Annotated in this window: 15 protein-coding genes; 8 read left to right on the forward strand and 7 right to left on the reverse strand. The window is 62.4% G+C overall.

Annotated elements, in window-relative coordinates; genetic code table 11:
* Positions 1 to 8: 8 nt before the first annotated feature.
* Positions 9 to 425: a PilZ domain-containing protein gene (locus tag BVH01_RS09310; RefSeq protein WP_075930059.1), complete on the reverse strand. Its 417-nt coding sequence runs from the start codon at positions 423 to 425 to the stop codon at positions 9 to 11.
* On the opposite strand from BVH01_RS09310, the gene BVH01_RS09315 reads away from it, so the two are divergent.
* From BVH01_RS09315 to cysB, 3 genes are all read left to right on the forward strand, one after another.
* Complete coding sequence (locus BVH01_RS09315; protein WP_075930060.1) at positions 424 to 810, forward strand: co-chaperone YbbN; 387 nt, start codon at positions 424 to 426, stop codon at positions 808 to 810. The two genes, BVH01_RS09310 and BVH01_RS09315, sit on opposite strands and share 2 nt — an antisense overlap.
* A gap of 99 nt (positions 811 to 909) precedes the next feature.
* Positions 910 to 1,407, forward strand: coding sequence for a universal stress protein (locus BVH01_RS09320; protein WP_075930061.1), 498 nt, complete (start codon positions 910 to 912; stop codon positions 1,405 to 1,407).
* Positions 1,408 to 1,513: 106 nt separating this feature from the next.
* Positions 1,514 to 2,488, forward strand: coding sequence for an HTH-type transcriptional regulator CysB (gene cysB, locus BVH01_RS09325; protein WP_075930062.1), 975 nt, complete (start codon positions 1,514 to 1,516; stop codon positions 2,486 to 2,488).
* Positions 2,489 to 2,545: 57 nt separating this feature from the next.
* Here cysB and BVH01_RS09330 read toward each other — a convergent pair whose 3' ends face one another.
* From BVH01_RS09330 to BVH01_RS09345, 4 genes are all read right to left on the reverse strand, one after another.
* Positions 2,546 to 3,166 carry a phosphoadenosine phosphosulfate reductase family protein gene (locus tag BVH01_RS09330; RefSeq protein ID WP_075930063.1) on the reverse strand — a complete coding sequence of 207 codons (621 nt, stop codon included), beginning with the start codon at positions 3,164 to 3,166 and terminating at the stop codon, positions 2,546 to 2,548.
* Between the two features lie 121 nt (positions 3,167 to 3,287).
* A complete protein-coding gene (locus tag BVH01_RS09335) occupies positions 3,288 to 4,274 on the reverse strand; it encodes an alpha-L-glutamate ligase-like protein (RefSeq protein WP_075930064.1) in 987 nt (328 codons plus the stop codon).
* Between the two features lie 4 nt (positions 4,275 to 4,278).
* Positions 4,279 to 5,805 carry an inactive transglutaminase family protein gene (locus tag BVH01_RS09340; RefSeq protein ID WP_075930065.1) on the reverse strand — a complete coding sequence of 509 codons (1,527 nt, stop codon included), beginning with the start codon at positions 5,803 to 5,805 and terminating at the stop codon, positions 4,279 to 4,281.
* Between the two features lie 5 nt (positions 5,806 to 5,810).
* Entirely contained in the window at positions 5,811 to 6,341 is a 531-nt protein-coding gene (locus BVH01_RS09345) for an ATP-dependent zinc protease (protein ID WP_075930066.1), read from the reverse strand.
* Between the two features lie 319 nt (positions 6,342 to 6,660).
* On the opposite strand from BVH01_RS09345, the gene BVH01_RS09350 reads away from it, so the two are divergent.
* The 5 genes from BVH01_RS09350 (at position 6,661) to prpF (ending at position 13,461) form a co-directional block, all read left to right on the forward strand.
* A complete protein-coding gene (locus BVH01_RS09350; RefSeq protein ID WP_075930067.1) occupies positions 6,661 to 7,392 on the forward strand; it encodes a GntR family transcriptional regulator in 732 nt (243 codons plus the stop codon).
* Complete coding sequence (prpB, locus tag BVH01_RS09355) at positions 7,389 to 8,273, forward strand: methylisocitrate lyase (RefSeq protein WP_075930068.1); 885 nt, start codon at positions 7,389 to 7,391, stop codon at positions 8,271 to 8,273. The genes BVH01_RS09350 and prpB overlap by 4 nt, the downstream gene beginning before the upstream one ends.
* Positions 8,274 to 8,323: 50 nt before the next feature.
* The gene (prpC, locus tag BVH01_RS09360) at positions 8,324 to 9,484 is read left to right on the forward strand and encodes a 2-methylcitrate synthase (RefSeq protein ID WP_075930069.1); all 1,161 of its coding nucleotides are present in this window, start codon (positions 8,324 to 8,326) and stop codon (positions 9,482 to 9,484) included.
* A gap of 29 nt (positions 9,485 to 9,513) precedes the next feature.
* Positions 9,514 to 12,123, forward strand: a complete 2,610-nt coding sequence (gene acnD / locus BVH01_RS09365) for a Fe/S-dependent 2-methylisocitrate dehydratase AcnD (RefSeq protein ID WP_168177285.1) — start codon at positions 9,514 to 9,516, stop codon at positions 12,121 to 12,123.
* 159 nt (positions 12,124 to 12,282) lie between these two features.
* The gene (gene prpF / locus BVH01_RS09370; protein WP_075930070.1) at positions 12,283 to 13,461 is read left to right on the forward strand and encodes a 2-methylaconitate cis-trans isomerase PrpF; all 1,179 of its coding nucleotides are present in this window, start codon (positions 12,283 to 12,285) and stop codon (positions 13,459 to 13,461) included.
* 156 nt (positions 13,462 to 13,617) lie between these two features.
* Here the strand turns inward: prpF and BVH01_RS09375 are convergent, their stop codons facing one another.
* The gene (locus BVH01_RS09375) at positions 13,618 to 14,256 is read right to left on the reverse strand and encodes a LysE family translocator (protein ID WP_075930071.1); all 639 of its coding nucleotides are present in this window, start codon (positions 14,254 to 14,256) and stop codon (positions 13,618 to 13,620) included.
* 21 nt (positions 14,257 to 14,277) lie between these two features.
* Positions 14,278 to 15,096, reverse strand: a complete 819-nt coding sequence (locus BVH01_RS09380) for a pyruvate, water dikinase regulatory protein (RefSeq protein WP_075930072.1) — start codon at positions 15,094 to 15,096, stop codon at positions 14,278 to 14,280.
* Between the last annotated feature and the right edge of the window lie 36 nt (positions 15,097 to 15,132).

The raw sequence follows: 15,132 nt of genomic DNA on the forward strand, positions 1-15,132 counted from the left end.
AATGGTAATTAGGGCGTGGATGGGGGAAAGATGGCCAGGCGCTGCTCGCGCCATTCCTCGGCGATCAGTTCCAGGGGCAGTATCTGGCCCGCCTGCTGTTCGCGATGCTGGCGGAAGCGTTCCAGGTTGCAGATGTCTTCGACCATGCGCGCGCGCAGTTCTGGCGCGTGCTCACTGAAGGCCACGCCAAGCAGATAATGCTCCGATTGCTTCGTGCACCAGGCGACCTGGCCGGGGTAGGCTACCTGTTCGCCCAACAGCGGGATGTGCAGCGTGACCGGCGTGCCTTGGGGCAGTGGTTGGCTCGACCGGCAACCGGCGCCGCCCAGGCTGATGTTGTCGAGGCGCTGGCTGGCGCTCGGCGAGTGGCGGCGCAGTCTCAACTCCACGGGCAGATTACTGCTATGACGAAGAAAGCGACGCATGACCGACCACCTCAGTTGCCATCAGAATGATATTGCCTTGCCGAGTATAGCCACGCAATTGGAACTGACCGATTTTGATGCCGATCGGCGATTGCTTGACCTCCCCGGTGCATCGCTGGTGATCTTCACCAGCCAGGGGTGCGCGAGCTGCCGCTACGCGCGCCAGCAGCTTCCGGAGATGGGGTTGCCGGTCCAGCGTCTGGTCTGGATCGATGCCCAGGAAAACTCTGGCCTGGTCCAGCGTTATGAAGTCTTCCAGTTGCCAGCGCTTTTCGTGGTGTGCGATGGCGAGTTCTATGGCGCGTTGCAGGCTATGTTGTCGGTTGCCGAGCTACGGGAGGCGTTGCTCGAAGCGCTTGCCAGAGCGCCTGAAGACCTGCCCTGAACGATGGCGGTGCGCGGCTGCTGGCCTTTTGCGGTAGCTTTTGCGCGGCGCTGCTAAGCTCAAGCCAGGCCCCGCCGTGCCGGCAGTCGAGGAGGCCGCATGATTCGTTCGATTCTTTATGCCACCGACCTTGGTCTGTATGCGCCCTATGTGCTGCAACATGCGCTGGCATTGGCGCGCAGTTTCAAGGCGCGCCTGCACGTCGTGCACGTGGTGGAGCCCATGGGCTTGTTCGCCGAGTCCGTGCTGCAGACCTACGTCGATGAAACCCGCTTGAAAGAGCTGCGCAGCACGGGCCTGGAAACCGTGATGAGCAATATCGAATTACGCGTGCTCGAAGGCTTTCGTGACGAACTGGGTGACAGCCAGGATGATCTGGAACTGATCGGCTCGGTCAGCGTTCTGCGTGGCGATCCGCCGATTTCCATTCTCGAGCACGCCCAGAAACTCGGTGTGGATTTGCTGGTCGTAGGCAGTCATAGCCATGGCGCTGCACTCGAGGTGCCAATGGGTCGCACCGCTGCCAGGCTGCTGCAGTTGTGCGATGTGCCGGTTTACCTGGTGCCCATGCTGCAACATCGATCCCGCCACGAGTGAACGACTCGACCCAGATAAAAAATCTATATATACCGCCTTTACCATTAATATGGTTATATAGCTGATCGACGATCAGGCGGCGGCCTATCCGCTTTGAGGGATTTATATGAAGCTTCAGCAACTGCGCTACATCTGGGAAGTCGCGCACCATGACCTCAACGTTTCCGCCACGGCGCAGAGCTTGTATACCTCGCAGCCGGGGATCAGCAAGCAGATCCGCCTGCTCGAAGACGAGCTCGGCGTCGAAGTCTTCGCCCGTAGCGGCAAGCACCTGACCCGTGTCACGCCAGCAGGTGAGCGGATCATCAATACCGCTGGCGAGATACTGCGCAAGGTCGAAAGCATCAAGCAGATAGCCCAGGAGTTCTCAAACGAGAAGAAGGGCACGCTGTCCATCGCCACCACCCACACTCAGGCACGTTATGCGTTGCCGCCGGTGATCAGCAGCTTCATCAAGCAGTACCCGGAAGTCGCTCTGCACATGCATCAGGGCACGCCGATGCAGATCGCCGAAATGGCCGCTGACGGCACCGTCGACTTCGCCATCGCTACCGAGGGTCTGGAGCTCTACAACGACCTGGTGATGATGCCGTGCTACCGCTGGAATCGCTGTGTGATCGTGCCCCAGGGCCATCCGCTGAGCAAACTGCCGAAGCTGACCCTCGAAGCCCTGGCCGAGCACGAGATCGTCACCTACACCTTCGGTTTCACCGGTCGCTCCAAGCTCGATGAGGCGTTCAGTCACCGCGGGCTGACGCCCAAGGTGGTGTTCACCGCCGTCGATGCCGACGTGATCAAGACCTACGTGCGTCTGGGCCTGGGCGTTGGCATCGTGGCCGGCATGGCGGTCGATCCGAAGCTGGATCCGGACCTGGTGGTGCTCGACGCCAGCGAGTTGTTCGAGTCCAGCGTGACGCGCATCGGTTTCCGCCGCGGCACTTTCCTGCGCGGCTTCATGTGCGATTTCATCGAGACGTTCGCTCCGCACCTGACTCGTGACGTGCTGGCCAAGGCCGTACAGTGCCACAACAAGGTCGAGCTCGAAGAGCTGTTCAAGGACGTCAAGCTGCCGTTTCACTGATCGACACGGCAGAAACGAAAATGGCGCCACAAGGCGCCATTTTTTCGAGCCGGGATATCAGTGGCTCAGGTGCAGGCCACACTCGCGGTTGTCTTCGCCCTTGGTCGGGTCGAAGTAGTCGAAGTTGTTCGGCAGGCCGTGGGCGGTGAGGTACTGGTACAGATCCTTGGAGGACCAGTGCAGCAGCGGCGCGACCTTGATCAGGCCGTCCGGGTTGATGCTCACCGGCTGCATCTGCGCGCGAACCGCGGTGTCGGTGGCGCGCAGTGCGGTGAACCAGACGCCTGGGGCGGTCTCGCGCAGGGCTCGGGCGAAGGGCTCGAGCTTCACTTCTTCAGTGAATGCGGCATGGCGCGGATCGTCCAGACCTGGCGTCGGGCCGTCGATGGCTTCGCGGTGGGCGCGGCTGCGCTTGGGTAGGTAGGTGATCAGGTTCAGGCCCAGCTGCTGGGTGACCTCGTCGGCGAACTTGTAGGTCGCCTCGGTGTTGTAACCGCTGTCCATCCACACGATCGGGATATCGGCCTTGGCCTGGCTGACCATGTGCAGGATCACCGCTTCGAACGGGCGGAAGTTGGTGGTGCAGATCGCGGGTTTGCCCAGGCCGATCGCCCACTCGATCAGCTTTTGCGGCTGATTGGCGAATTCGGCGTTGAGTCTGTCCAGATCGAGATCCATTGCGGGCTCCGAGACGTGTGGATGATAGAGGGCGATGGTAACAAATCTGCGCGGCGACCGGGGTGCGGCTGCACAGCGGAGCGAGAGCCTGCTACCGGGTGGCCGGCAGCAGGTCGCTGGGTCAGATTTGCGCCGGCGGAATGTGCCCGAACAGTTCCTGCGAGAAACGCGTACGTTCTTCGGCGTTTTCCTGAATGCCCTTGGCTTTCAGCTCTTCCAGACGAGCTTCCACCGCGTGGGCGCGATGGGTCAGGCCACAGTCGTTGGCGATCTGGATGTTCAGGCCGGGGCGGGCGTTGAGCTCGAGAATCAGCGGGCCCTTGTCCTGGTCCAGCACCATGTCGACACCGATATAGCCCAGGCCGCACAGCTCGTAGCAGCCAGCGGCGAGCTTCATGAAACCGTCCCAGTTGGGCAGTTGCACGCCATCTACCGCGTTGGTGGTGTCCGGGTGCTTGGTGATTTTGTTGTTCAGCCAGGTGCCGCGCAGCGTCACGCCGGTGGCCAGGTCCACACCAACACCGATGGCGCCCTGGTGCAGGTTGGCCTTGCCGCCGGACTGGCGGGTCGGCAGGCGAAGCATGGCCATCACCGGGTAGCCCATCAGCACGATGATGCGGATGTCCGGCACGCCTTCGTAGCTGATGCTCTTGAAGATGCTGTCCGGCGTTACCCGGTACTCGATCAGTGCGCGGTCGCGGTGGCCGCCCAGGGAGTAGAGGCCCGAGAGGATGCTGGAAATCTGCTGCTCGATTTCCGAGTGGCTGACAATCTTGCCCGACACCGTCTTGAAGCGATCCTCGAAGCGGTCGGCAATCACCAGGATGCCGTCGCCACCGGCGCCCTGGGCCGGCTTGACGACGAAATCGCTGCGCTCACCGATGATCTTGTCGAGGTTGTCGATCTCCTTTTCGGTGGAGATCACCCCGTACATTTCCGGCACGTGAATGCCGGCTTCGATGGCCCGTTCCTTGGTGATGATCTTGTCATCGACGATCGGATACAGGTGGCGCTTGTTGTACTTGAGCACGTAGTCCGCGTTGCGGCGGTTGATGCCCATGATGCCCTTGGCCTCAAGGGCTTTCCACGTCTTGATCAGGCCGAACATGGTCTTAGTCCTTCAGGAAGGCTTTGAAGCGGAACAGTTCGGTCAGGCGGTAGCCGCGGTAGCGCCCCATCGCCAGCATGAAGCCCACCAGGATCAGCAGGATCGCCGGGAAGGTGAACACGAAGTACACCAGTTCCGGTACGGTCATCAGCAGATGGGCGATGGTCGCGGCGAACAGCGTGCCGATGGCGACCTTGAAGGCATGGCTGCCGCCGCGTTCTTCCCAGGTGATCGACAGGCGCTCGATGGTCATGGTCAGAATCACCATCGGGAACAGGGCGACCGACAGGCCACGCTCCAGCCCCAGCTTGTGGCTGAACAGGCTGATGGTGGCGATCAGCACCACCACGAAGGTCAGCACCACCGAGAGCCGTGGCAGCATCTGCAGTTTCAGGTGTTCCAGATAGGAGCGCAGGGACAGGCCGAGCGCAGTGATCACCGTGAACAGGAAGATACCGAAGCCCAGCTGGGTTTCCCGGAAGGCCAGGGCGATCAGCACCGGGGTGAAGGTACCCAGGGTCTGCAGGCCGCCGAGGTTACGCAGGATCAGGATCACCAGCACGCCAATGGGGATCATCACCATGATCATGAAGGTCTGCTGGGTCTGCAGCGGCAGGCCGTACAGCGAGTACTCGAGGAAGTCGGCGTCGGTGTTCTCGTCGGTCAGTTGGGCGAGGCGAATGGCGTTCATCTCGCTGTTGTTGAGCGTGAAGGTAGTGGTGGCCTGACGGCCGCCATCGAGGCTAACCAGCGGCTCGTCACCGGTCCACCAGACCAGGCGGTCGGCCGGCAGGCCCTGCTCGCCGGTTTCCGGGTTGAAGTACAGCCAGCGGTCGCCGTTGAAGCTGCGCAGCCACAGCTCCGGGCTCTGCTGGATGTCGGCGGCCAGGCGGATGGTGTGTACGCGCTCCATCGGTACGTGGGCGATGGACAGCAAGAGCTCCACGGCCTGGGCCTTCTTGGTGGTCGAGGCATCGCCGCCGAGCAGCAGCTTGGCGTTGTCGTCGTTGCTGTTGTTGACGCGCTTGATGGTCTCGCTGATGAAGGTCTCGACGTCCGCCGAGTGCTGGCGGATCGGCGCCAGCAATGCCTCGGCGGCGATCTTCTCGGGGCCTTCGACCGGGATGCTGTCGCGGAAGATCGGGCCCTTCGGCTTGGCCTGCTCGCCACTGTAGCGCTTGGTCAGTACCAGACGGTAGTAGAGGGTCTGCTTGCCGTTGGCGCGGCGCGCCGACCAGGTCACCTTGCGGTTGCCATCGGCACGGTTGACGCTCACCCCGTAGTTGTTGGAGATGAAGCTTTCATTGAGGCTGACGTAGTCCTGATTCAACGGCGGTACGAACATCTGCAGCTTGATCGGATCGCGGCCATTGGCCTGGAATTCGACCCGGGTGTCGATGTTCCAGAGGTCGTCGGTTTCGTCACTGCTGACCGGAATGCCGAGGATGAAAATCTGATAGGCCGTAATCAGAACGCCCAGGCTCACCAGAATGGTGATCAGGATTTTCAGATGCAGGGTAAGAGAGCGCATGGTGATTACTCGCCGGATTTTGCGTTGGAACAGTCAGGCTTGCCTGCTGCGTATTTTAAGCTGGGGTCGACCAGCGCATCGAAGCGCTTGAGCGCGTCGGAGCCGATCAAAAGCGGGTATTGGAAGGCGCTTCGATCGGTAAGGTTCACTTCGATCTGGCGTTTGACGTTACCCATGCACACGTCCAGTTCGATGACCGGGCGGGCGGTGTAGGTCTTCTCATCGTCTTCGTCGACGTCGCCGGCACGGCGCTTGATCTTGCTGATGCGTGCCAGCGGGCGCTCGATGGGATGCGCGTGGGCATCGTCGATGGCCAGGTAGAAACGCACCCAGCGTTCGCCGTCACGCTTGAAGCGCTCGATGTCGCGGGCGCTGAGCGAGGCGGTCTGGGCGCCGGTGTCGAGTTTGGCGGCCACTTCCACGTCGATGTCGAGGCTGACGTGTTCGTTCAGGCCGTAGATGGTTTTGTCCGCCGCGATACTGTGGCAAGACAGCGCCAGCAAGCAGGGCAAGGTAGTCAGGAAATGAAGTCTCATGGGTCCTTGAGTAGATGAAGCGATGGGACGATCCATGCGCCATTGAAGACGGCCTACCAGCCGCTGCAGCAGCGGCCCGTGGGCGAAATGAGGCGAAGTCTAGCATGGGCTGCAAAGGTGCTGACAGTCGCTTGTGTGGCGTGCCACAGGCGCTCGACAGACTATCTGCAGGTGTGAATGGTGCCGTTCGCATCGAATGTTCCGTGGCTGACGAGGTTGACGAAAAGGCCCATCTTGAAAATACATTGTCGACAGGAAGGCTTGAATTTTCTTCAGATATGGATTTATCTGAAGATCAAACGATAAGAGTGTCGACAATATGTTGGATGCCGTTGAGGGTGTCGCTGAGGAAGACGTCGGAACCCTGGCCGAAAACGTCTTTCGGCAGATCCAGCTGGCTATCGTGCGTGGCGAGATGGCGCCGGGCAGCAAGATCTCCGAGCCGGAGCTGGCGCGCACCTATGGCATCAGCCGTGGGCCGCTGCGCGAGGCGATTCACCGGCTGGAGGGGCAGAAGCTGCTGGTGCGCGTTCCCCATGTCGGCGCCCGGGTGGTATCGCTCAGCCATGCCGAACTGATCGAGCTGTACGAAATCCGCGAATCCCTGGAAGGCATGGCCTGTCGGCAGGCGGCCGAGCGCATGAGCCAAGCCGAGATCGACGACCTGCGCCGGGTGCTCGACCTGCACGAGCAGGACGCGGCGTTTCAGGCCGGTGTCGGCTACTACCAGCAGGAAGGCGATTTCGACTTCCATTACCGGATCATCCAGGGCAGCGGCAACCGCACCTTGGCCAAGCTGCTGTGCGACGAGCTCTATCAACTGGTGCGCATGTATCGCCTGCAGTTCTCCGCCACACCCAATCGCCCGCACCAGGCCTTTGCCGAACACCACCGCATTCTCGACGCCATCGCCGATCGCGACGGTGAGTTGGCCGAACTGCTGATGCGCCGTCACATCGGCGCGTCCAAACGCAATATCGAGCGTCATTATCTGGCCCAGGCCGGGCAGGCGGCGCTTGCCAAACCTTCCAAGACCCGAGGTGATTCATGACCCAGCTTTCTGCAGGCCAGCGTTTCCGCCAGGCCCTCATCGAAGAAAAACCGCTGCAGGTGATCGGCGCGATCAACGCCAACCATGCGTTGCTGGCCCAACGTGCCGGCTTCAAGGCGATCTACCTGTCTGGCGGTGGTGTGGCGGCTGGCTCCCTGGGGCTGCCGGACCTGGGCATCAACACCCTGGAAGACGTGCTGATCGACGTGCGGCGCATCACCGATGTGTGCGACCTGCCGCTGATGGTCGACATCGACACTGGCTTCGGGCCGAGCGCCTTCAATATCGAGCGCACCATCAAGAGCCTTATCAAGGCGGGTGCTGCGGCGGCCCATATCGAGGATCAGGTGGGTGCCAAGCGCTGTGGTCACCGGCCGGGCAAGGAGATCGTCTCCTGCGAAGAGATGGTGGACCGCGTCAAGGCTGCCGCCGATGCCAAGACCGACCCGAATTTCTTCCTGATCGCCCGTACCGACGCCATCCAGGCCGAGGGCGTGGACGCCGCCATCGAGCGTTGCCTGCGTTATGTGGAGGCGGGCGCCGACGGCATCTTCGCCGAAGCAGCTTATGACCTGCCGACCTACCAACGTTTCGTCGAGGCGCTAAAGGTGCCGGTACTGGCCAACATCACCGAGTTCGGCGCCACGCCGTTGTTCACCCGCGACGAGCTGGCCTCGGTCGGCGTGGCCATCCAGCTTTACCCGCTGTCGGCTTTTCGCGCGGCCAACAAGGCGGCGGAAAACGTTTACACCTCGATTCGCCAGAACGGCCACCAGCAGGACGTGGTCGAGCAGATGCAGACCCGCGCCGAGTTGTATGAGCGCATCGGTTATCACGCCTTCGAGCAGAAGCTCGACGCGCTGTTCGCCGCCAAGAAGTGATTGCCTGACGGGCTGCGTTGCGGCTCGCCCATAACAACAAGGAGAAACTGATGAGCGCCACCGACACCTCCGCACCCGGCTTCAAACCGAAGAAATCCGTCGCCCTCAGTGGCACCGCTGCTGGCAATACTGCCCTTTGCACCGTGGGCCGCACCGGCAATGACCTGCATTACCGCGGTTACGACATTCTCGATGTCGCCACCACCTGCGAATTCGAGGAGGTCGCCCATCTGCTTGTGCATGGCAAGCTGCCGACGGTTGCCGAACTGGCGACCTACAAGGCCAAACTCAAGGCACTGCGAGGCCTGCCGGCGGCGCTGAAGGTGGCGCTCGAGCAATTGCCGCCTTCGGCCCACCCGATGGACGTGATGCGCACTGGCGTGTCGGTGCTCGGCTGCCTGGCGCCCGAGAAGGACGACCACAACCACCCAGGGGCGCGGGATATCGCTGACAGGCTGATGGCGTCGCTGGGCTCCATGCTGCTTTATTGGTATCACTTCAGTCACAACGGCAAGCGCATCGAGGTGGAGACCGACGACGACTCCATCGGCGGACATTTCCTGCACCTGCTGCACGGCGCTGCGCCGCGAGATTCCTGGGTGCGCGCCATGCACACTTCGCTGATTCTCTACGCCGAGCACGAGTTCAACGCCTCGACCTTCACCAGCCGGGTGATCGCCGGCACCGGCTCGGACCTGTTCTCGGCCATCGCCGGCGGTATCGGTGCGCTGCGCGGGCCCAAGCACGGCGGCGCCAACGAAGTGGCCTTCGAGGTGCAGAAACGCTACGACAGCCCGGACGACGCCGAGGCCGATATCCGCGAGCGGGTAGGGCGCAAGGAAGTGGTGATCGGCTTCGGCCATCCGGTCTATACGGTTGCCGACCCGCGCAACAAGGTGATCAAGGAAGTGGCTCGCGAGCTGTCGGCCGAGCAGGGCAACAACAAGATGTTCGATATCGCCGAGCGCCTGGAAACCATCATGTGGGACATCAAGAAGATGTTCCCCAACCTCGACTGGTTCAGCGCCGTGAGCTACCACATGATGGGCGTGCCCACCGCCATGTTCACCCCGCTGTTCGTCATCGCTCGTACCGCCGGCTGGTCCGCCCACGTCATCGAGCAACGCATCGACGGCAAGATCATCCGCCCGAGCGCCAACTACACAGGCCCTGAGGACCTGAAGTTCGTGCCGCTCAAGGATCGCCCCTGATAATTATGAAAAGCCACATGACCGAAACCGTGAACAGCCAATACCGCAAGCGCCTGCCCGGCACCGCACTGGATTACTTCGATGCTCGTGAGGCCGTCGAGGCGATCCAGGCCGGCGCCTGGGCGAAGCTGCCCTACACCTCGCGCGTGCTCGCCGAGCAACTGGTGCGCCGTTGTGACCCGCAGGATTTGACCGCTTCCCTGGAGCAACTGGTGCATCGCAAGCGCGATCTGGATTTTCCCTGGTATCCGGCGCGCGTAGTCTGTCACGACATTCTCGGGCAGACCGCGTTGGTCGACCTGGCCGGCCTGCGCGACGCCATCGCCGACAAGGGCGGTGACCCGGCCAAGGTCAACCCGGTGGTACCGACCCAGTTGATCGTCGACCATTCGCTAGCCGTCGAGGCGCCAGGATTCGACCCGGACGCCTTCGAGAAGAATCGCGCCATCGAGGATCGCCGTAACGAGGATCGCTTCCACTTCATCGACTGGACCAAGACCGCGTTCAAGAACGTCGACGTGATTCCGGCCGGCAACGGCATCATGCACCAGATCAACCTCGAAAAAATGAGCCCGGTGATCCAGGCGCGCGGCGGCATCGCCTTTCCCGATACCTGCGTCGGTACCGACTCGCACACCCCGCATGTCGATGCGCTGGGCGTGATTGCCATCGGCGTCGGCGGCCTGGAAGCCGAGACGGTGATGCTTGGCCACCCGTCGATGATGCGCCTGCCGGATATCGTCGGCGTCGAACTCACTGGCAAACGCCAGCCCAGCATCACGGCCACCGATATCGTACTGGCGCTGACCGAGTTCCTGCGCCAGGAGCGGGTGGTGGGCGCCTGGGTCGAATTTTTTGGTGAGGGCGCGGACGGCCTGTCCATCGGCGACCGCGCGACCATCTCCAACATGTGTCCGGAATACGGTGCCACCGCCTCGATGTTCTACATCGACGAGCAGACCATCGACTACCTCAAGCTCACCGGCCGCGAGCCGGAGCAGGTGGCGCTGGTCGAGCATTACGCCAAGACCCTAGGGCTGTGGAGCAGCGCATTGGAAGGCGCCGAGTACGAGCGTGTGCTGCGCTTCGACCTGGGCAGCGTGGGCCGCAACATGGCCGGCCCGAGCAACCCGCATCGGCGCCTACCCACCTCGGCGCTGGCTGAGCGTGGCATCGCTGACGAAGCCAAATTGCAGGCCGGCAAGGGCGAGGAAGCCCAGGGGCTTATGCCCGATGGCGCGGTGATCATCGCCGCCATCACCAGTTGTACTAACACGTCCAATCCGCGCAACGTGGTCGCAGCCGGCCTTGTGGCCAAGAAGGCCAACGCGCTGGGCCTGGTGCGCAAACCCTGGGTGAAAACCTCCTTCGCGCCGGGCTCCAAGGTCGCCAAGCTATACCTTGAAGAGGCCGGCTTGCTGCCGGAGCTGGAAATGCTCGGTTTCGGCATCGTCGCCTACGCCTGCACAACCTGTAACGGCATGTCCGGCGCGTTGGACCCGGTGATCCAGAAGGAAATCATCGACCGCGATCTGTACGCCACCGCCGTGCTCTCAGGGAACCGCAACTTCGACGGGCGCATCCATCCCTACGCCAAGCAGGCGTTTTTGGCGTCGCCGCCGCTGGTGGTGGCTTACGCCATCGCCGGCACCGTGCGTTTCGACATCGAGCAGGATGCGCTGGGCAACGATGCGCAGGGCAATCCGATTACCCTCAAGGATCTATGGCCGAGCGACGAGGAAATCGATGCCATCGTTGCCGCGTCGGTAAAGCCCGAGCAGTTCAAGCAGATCTACATCCCGATGTTCGACCTGGGCAGCGTGCAGGAGGCCGAAAGCCCGCTGTACGACTGGCGGCCGGCGTCCACCTACATCCGCCGCCCGCCGTACTGGGAGGGTGCATTGGCCAGCGAGCGCACGCTCAAGGGCATGCTGCCCCTGGCGATCCTCCCGGACAACATCACCACCGACCACCTGTCTCCGTCCAACGCCATCCTGGCGGACTCGGCCGCCGGCGAGTATCTGGCGAAAATGGGCTTGCCGGAGGAGGACTTCAACTCCTACGCGACTCACAGGGGCGACCACCTGACCGCCCAGCGCGCCACCTTCGCCAACCCGCAACTGGTCAACGAAATGGTCGTAGTCGACGGGCAAGTGAAAAAGGGCTCGCTGGCTCGTGTCGAGCCTGAGGGCAAGGTGATGCGCATGTGGGAGGCCATCGAGACCTACATGAACCGCAAGCAGAACCTGATCATCGTGGCCGGCGCCGACTACGGCCAGGGCTCCTCCCGCGACTGGGCGGCCAAGGGCGTGCGCCTGGCGGGCGTGGAGGTGATCGTCGCCGAAGGCTTCGAGCGCATTCACCGCACCAACCTGGTGGGCATGGGCGTGCTACCGGTGGAGTTCAAGCCTGGGACGACGAGGTTGACCCTTGGGCTCGATGGCACTGAAACCTATGACATCGAGGGCGATATCGCACCGCGCGGCGAGCTGACCCTGGTGGTCAACCGCCGCAACGGCGAGATGGTCCGGATGCCAGTGACCTGCCGCCTGGATACTGCGGCGGACGTCAGCGTGTACAAAGCCGGCGGTGTGCTGCAGCGCTTCGCCAAGGACTTCCTCGACGGCGCGGTGGCGTGACTGCGTAGGGTGGATCGCGCTTTACCGATCCACCACCGGCATCTCCACGATGAATGGAAAAAGTGCCAGCTACGCGCCCCGATCCACCCTACAGCCAATCCGGGAAAACGATTACCACATGCCCGGATTGCATCCAGGCCATTTTCAAGGACCGCATCCATGGCTTATCTGCCGCAAGTGAAAATCCCCGCCACCTATATGCGTGGCGGCACCAGCAAGGGCGTGTTCTTTCGTCTGCAGGACCTGCCCGAGCCTTGCCAGCTGCCCGGCGAGGCCCGCGATCAGCTGTTCATGCGGGTGATCGGCAGCCCCGATCCGTATTCGGCGCATATAGACGGCATGGGCGGGGCTACGTCGAGCACCTCCAAGTGCGTGATCCTGTCGAAAAGCGCCCGGCCCGAGCACGATGTGGATTACCTCTACGGCCAGGTGTCCATCGACAAGGCGTTCGTCGACTGGAGCGGTAACTGCGGCAACCTGTCTACCGCCGCCGGTGCTTTCGCCATTCATGCCGGCTTGGTCGACCCTTCACGGATTCCCGAGAGCGGCACCTGCGTGGTGCGCATCTGGCAGGCCAATATTCACAAAACCATCATCGCCCACGTGCCGATCAGCAATGGCCAGGTGCAGGAAACCGGCGACTTCGAACTGGACGGTGTGACCTTCCCGGCGGCGGAGATCGTGTTGGAGTTTCTCGATCCCTCGGACGACGGCGAGGAGGGCGGCTCGATGTTTCCTACCGGCAATCTGGTCGATGACCTCGACGTGCCCGGTATCGGGGCCTTCAAGGCGACGCTGATCGCGGCGGGCATTCCGACCATTTTCGTCAATGCCGAGGATATCGGCTACCAGGGCACCGAGCTGCGCGAGGACATCAATGCGGACCCGGCACAACTGGCGCGTTTCGAGCAGATTCGTGTGGCAGGTGCCCTGCGCATGGGGCTGATCAAGAGCGCCGAGGAGGCGCTGACCCGCCAGCACACGCCCAAAGTAGCCTTCGTCAGCCCGCCGAAAAGCTACCGGGCATCGAGTGGCAAGACGGTCGAAGCAGGCGAGGTCGACCTGCTGGTGCGTGCGCTGTCCATGGGCAAACTGCATCACGCCATGATGGGTACCTGTGCGGTAGCCATCGGCGCAGCGGCGGCGGTGCCGGGCACGCTGGTCAACCTGGCGGCGGGCGGCGGTGAGCGCCAGGCGGTGCGCTTCGGGCATCCCTCCGGCACCTTGCGTGTTGGCGCCGAAGCGGGCTTGGTCGACGGCGGCTGGGTGGTCACCAAGGCGATCATGAGTCGCAGTGCGCGGATTCTCATGGAGGGCTGGGTGCGGGTGCCGGCCTAGGCTCTGTCTGAAAAGTACCTGCGCTCGGTGATGCTTCGTTAAAAATCGGTTCGGAATGCTCATTTACAGCTCGTAAACTCCGCTTCCTCACCGATTTTTGCCTCGCCTGACCTTCGCTCGGAGACTTTTCAGACAGACCCTAGCACCGGCGGCCATTCAATGCTGGGTGGTGCTGATCAGCAGGCCACCCGCGCCCATGAAGAAGGCGCCCGTGGTGCGGTTAAGGCGCTGCGCGCCTCGCCGGGTACGAATGAAGCGGCGGATCTGTCGACCGAACAGGGCATAGACCAGCGAGGCTGCGTATTCGGCCAGCAGGTAGGTGGCGCCCAGGTAGATGAACTGCTCGGTCGCCGGCTCGCCCGGTTTGATGAACTGCGGGAACACTGCCGCGAACAGCAGAATGGCCTTGGGGTTGCTGATGCCGATCAGAAACTCCTGCAGCATCAGGCGCGACACCCGCCGCTGCGGCTGCACGGCCGGCACTGCGCCCTCCAGCTCCAGGCCGCTGAATTCCCGGCTGCGCCAGGCGCTGATGCCCAGGTACAGCAGGTACAGCGCGCCGACCCACTTGATCACCGTGAAGGCGGTTTCCGAGGCCAGTAGCATGGCGCCCAGGCCCACCGCGGAAATGCTCAGGAAGATGATGAATGCCGCTACGCGCCCGGTGGTGGCTACCAGGGCCGCGCCGATGCCATGGCGGATGCCGTTGTTCATCGCGCAGAAGTTGTTGGGGCCTGGCGTCAACGCGATCAGAAAGGCGAGCGGGGCGAACAGCACGGCATCGGACAGCGTCATGGCAGGTCCCTCAGGGGGCGGTTATTTGAAGCGTCGCTCGACGCCTTTTTCCACCAGGATCTTGGCGGAAATCTCTTCCACCGAGAAATGGGTGGAGTCGATGAAGTTGATCGATTCGCGGCGGAACAGGCTTTCCACCTCGCGCACCTCGAATTCGCACTGAGCATAGCTGGCGTAGCGGCTGTTTGGCTTGCGCTCGTTGCGAATCGCCGCCAGGCGGTCGGGGTCGATGGTCAGGCCGAACAGCTTCTCGCGGTATTTTTTCAGCGAGGCTGGCAGCTGCAGGCGCTCCATGTCGTCTTCGGTGAGTGGGTAGTTGGCGGCGCGAATACCGTATTGCATGGCCATGTACAGGCAGGTCGGGGTCTTGCCGCAACGCGACACGCCCACCAGGATCAGGTCGGCCTTGTCGTAATAATGGGTGCGCGCGCCATCGTCGTTGTCGAGGGCAAAGTTGACCGCCTCGATGCGCTCCATGTAGTTGGTATTGCCACTGATCGAGTGGGATTTGCCCACCGAGTACGAGGAGTGGGAAGCGAGTTCCTGCTCCAGTGGCGCCAGGAAGGTCGAGAAGATGTCGATCATGAAACCGCGGGACTCGACCAGGATGTCGTGGATTTCCTGGTTGACGATGGTGGCGAAGACGATCGGGTTGGCGCCGTCTCTGTCGGCGGCATTATTGATTTGTTGTACCATGGCGCGCGCTTTTTCGACGCTGTCGACATAGGGCCGCGTGAGCTTGGTGAAGCCGATGGTGTCGAACTGGGCCAGCAGGCTTTGCCCCAGAGCCTCCGCGGTGATACCGGTGCCGTCGGAGATGAAGTACGCGGTTCGAGTCATTGCGCAAATGGCCTATAAGCTGGGAACGAATCTTGG

The organism is Pseudomonas sp. PA1(2017) (genome assembly GCF_001945375.1).
Classification (GTDB): Bacteria; Pseudomonadota; Gammaproteobacteria; order Pseudomonadales; family Pseudomonadaceae; genus Aquipseudomonas.

Coding starts and splice junctions, on each gene's coding strand:
- BVH01_RS09335 (WP_075930064.1), bottom strand. CDS start 4,274: ATGTTCGGCCTGATCAAGACGTGGAAAGCCCTTGAGGCCAAGGGCATC.
- BVH01_RS09320 (WP_075930061.1), top strand. CDS start 910: ATGATTCGTTCGATTCTTTATGCCACCGACCTTGGTCTGTATGCGCCC.
- BVH01_RS09340 (WP_075930065.1), bottom strand. CDS start 5,805: ATGCGCTCTCTTACCCTGCATCTGAAAATCCTGATCACCATTCTGGTG.
- BVH01_RS09310 (WP_075930059.1), bottom strand. CDS start 425: ATGCGTCGCTTTCTTCGTCATAGCAGTAATCTGCCCGTGGAGTTGAGA.
- cysB (WP_075930062.1), top strand. CDS start 1,514: ATGAAGCTTCAGCAACTGCGCTACATCTGGGAAGTCGCGCACCATGAC.
- BVH01_RS09330 (WP_075930063.1), bottom strand. CDS start 3,166: ATGGATCTCGATCTGGACAGACTCAACGCCGAATTCGCCAATCAGCCG.
- prpF (WP_075930070.1), top strand. CDS start 12,283: ATGGCTTATCTGCCGCAAGTGAAAATCCCCGCCACCTATATGCGTGGC.
- BVH01_RS09375 (WP_075930071.1), bottom strand. CDS start 14,256: ATGACGCTGTCCGATGCCGTGCTGTTCGCCCCGCTCGCCTTTCTGATC.
- BVH01_RS09345 (WP_075930066.1), bottom strand. CDS start 6,341: ATGAGACTTCATTTCCTGACTACCTTGCCCTGCTTGCTGGCGCTGTCT.
- BVH01_RS09380 (WP_075930072.1), bottom strand. CDS start 15,096: ATGACTCGAACCGCGTACTTCATCTCCGACGGCACCGGTATCACCGCG.
- prpC (WP_075930069.1), top strand. CDS start 8,324: ATGAGCGCCACCGACACCTCCGCACCCGGCTTCAAACCGAAGAAATCC.
- prpB (WP_075930068.1), top strand. CDS start 7,389: ATGACCCAGCTTTCTGCAGGCCAGCGTTTCCGCCAGGCCCTCATCGAA.
- BVH01_RS09350 (WP_075930067.1), top strand. CDS start 6,661: ATGTTGGATGCCGTTGAGGGTGTCGCTGAGGAAGACGTCGGAACCCTG.
- BVH01_RS09315 (WP_075930060.1), top strand. CDS start 424: ATGACCGACCACCTCAGTTGCCATCAGAATGATATTGCCTTGCCGAGT.